Here is a 1,640-nt window from a genome sequence, read left to right on the forward strand (position 1 = left end):
TAAAGTCCGCCCACAAGGGGTCTGTAGCGATATCGGCAACAATCACCTGCCGCTTAGTAAACGCAGCCGTGCCGCAAGAGCCAACGCTTTCGCCTATTTCGACACCATTAACAGCGTCACAATATGCCTTAGGCAAACTCGGTGCTGCGCCGTGGTGTAAGTTGTTCCCTTTCAATAAAAGAATCGAGCTCTTGCCGGCCTTGCTTGCCAAGGCCTGCTCGATTGAACTACAGATTTCTTCCAAGCACTCTGGTAGAGACGCGCCCGACGAAACCATTTCGGTAATCGATTGCTGAGCGCGTAATAATTTCTCCAGGACCTCTTGATCCATAACGACCCTCTATTGCATTTATTATTGTTATTTGTCGTTGTTACAGTTAAGACTGTCATCAGTATAGTCGAGAGTCTGAATAAATGGCTATTATAGAATTCGCAATTAGTCACTCACCCTAACAATCCATAGCCATCCAAAATACTGTAATACGCTTTAATCCAAGGTATGCTGCTCTACTAAAATACCTTCAAAAACCAAAGATTTATAACCTACCACACCCACTACTTTACCGTTTTTACCATCAATAACTGGCGCACTCGCCAAGCCAAACTGATCAAATAAACGAGCACAATAGCGCACATCCATTTCAGGTGGGACACTGACAACGGGCTTAGACATAATTTCATAGACATTAACGCGATCAGGTGACTTATCTTTTGCCAATACCTTTTTAGCGATATCTGACAGCATCACAACGCCGTACTCGTCATCCTCATTACGTTTTTTGATAATCACGTAGCTAGCATTATGCTCTTTCATTTGAATCAAGGCGTCTTTAACGGTCATCATGCCGTCCATTTCAACGTAGTTACTCCGCATGACATCCTTAATTTTAACAACCGTTTTATTGGTATGACTCATAACTCTTCCTCGACTTTAGCTGCAATAGATTGTATTTGGTGCGAGACGCCCACAGCATCTTCAACATCTAACTGTACGGCAATTCCCGTACCCGGACTGGTATCGAATTCGCCTACCTGTCCAATAGTCTCTAATATATGCCGGCTTAAGTGCTCTTCAACTATAAACAGCAAGACATCCCGTTGAGTCTCCAGGGTCAGGCCAAAAAAAGTCTTACTCTTTTTAATCCCTTCGCCTCTGGCATGGTTGATCACTGTGGCACCAGTCGCCCCAGCTTTTCGCGCAGCCTTCATGACCTTATCGGTTTTGTCATCCTCTACAAACACCAGCAATAATTTAAAATGCATGTACTTTCCCCTATTCGAAATTCTCTACAAACTCTGTACAGAGCTTATTCAGCTTGTGCCGAGCCCTGTTGTTGGTTTCGCTTAGCCAAATACTCAGTAATTTGCGCATAGGCCATCACCGACATTATTGGAAATAAGCTAGCAAAAGCGATTAAACCAAAACCATCAATCAAAGTGCTTCGCCCAGGTACTGTTTCAGCTAAGCCTAAACCCAAGGCTGCAACCAAAGGCACAGTTACAGTAGATGTCGTTACACCACCTGAGTCATAAGCCAAAGGCACGATCAGTTTGGGTGCAAAACAAGTTTGAATTACGACGACCACATAACCAGAGATAATAAAATAATGGATCGGAATTCCGGTAACGATACGATAAGT

At 43.7% G+C, this 1,640-nt stretch carries 4 protein-coding genes; all 4 read right to left on the reverse strand.

Annotated elements, in window-relative coordinates; translation table 11 throughout:
- On the reverse strand, positions 1 to 331 hold a 331-nt coding region (locus A3729_RS13260; RefSeq protein WP_369820134.1), incomplete at its 3' end, for a GAF domain-containing protein.
- Positions 332 to 487: 156 nt separating this feature from the next.
- The gene (locus A3729_RS13265; RefSeq protein ID WP_068511236.1) at positions 488 to 916 is read right to left on the reverse strand and encodes a CBS domain-containing protein; all 429 of its coding nucleotides are present in this window, start codon (positions 914 to 916) and stop codon (positions 488 to 490) included.
- Positions 913 to 1,263: a P-II family nitrogen regulator gene (locus tag A3729_RS13270; protein ID WP_068511238.1), complete on the reverse strand. Its 351-nt coding sequence runs from the start codon at positions 1,261 to 1,263 to the stop codon at positions 913 to 915. The genes A3729_RS13265 and A3729_RS13270 overlap by 4 nt, the downstream gene beginning before the upstream one ends.
- 44 nt (positions 1,264 to 1,307) lie before the next feature.
- The coding region (locus A3729_RS13275; RefSeq protein WP_156497941.1) for a DUF1538 family protein at positions 1,308 to 1,640 on the reverse strand (333 nt) is incomplete at its 5' end.

It is taken from the genome of Oleiphilus sp. HI0043, assembly GCF_001634935.1.

Bases quoted from the DNA above. Each gene is read 5' to 3' on its own strand.
- A3729_RS13265 (WP_068511236.1), bottom strand. From the start codon at position 916: ATGAGTCATACCAATAAAACGGTTGTTAAAATTAAGGATGTCATGCGG.
- A3729_RS13270 (WP_068511238.1), bottom strand. From the start codon at position 1,263: ATGCATTTTAAATTATTGCTGGTGTTTGTAGAGGATGACAAAACCGAT.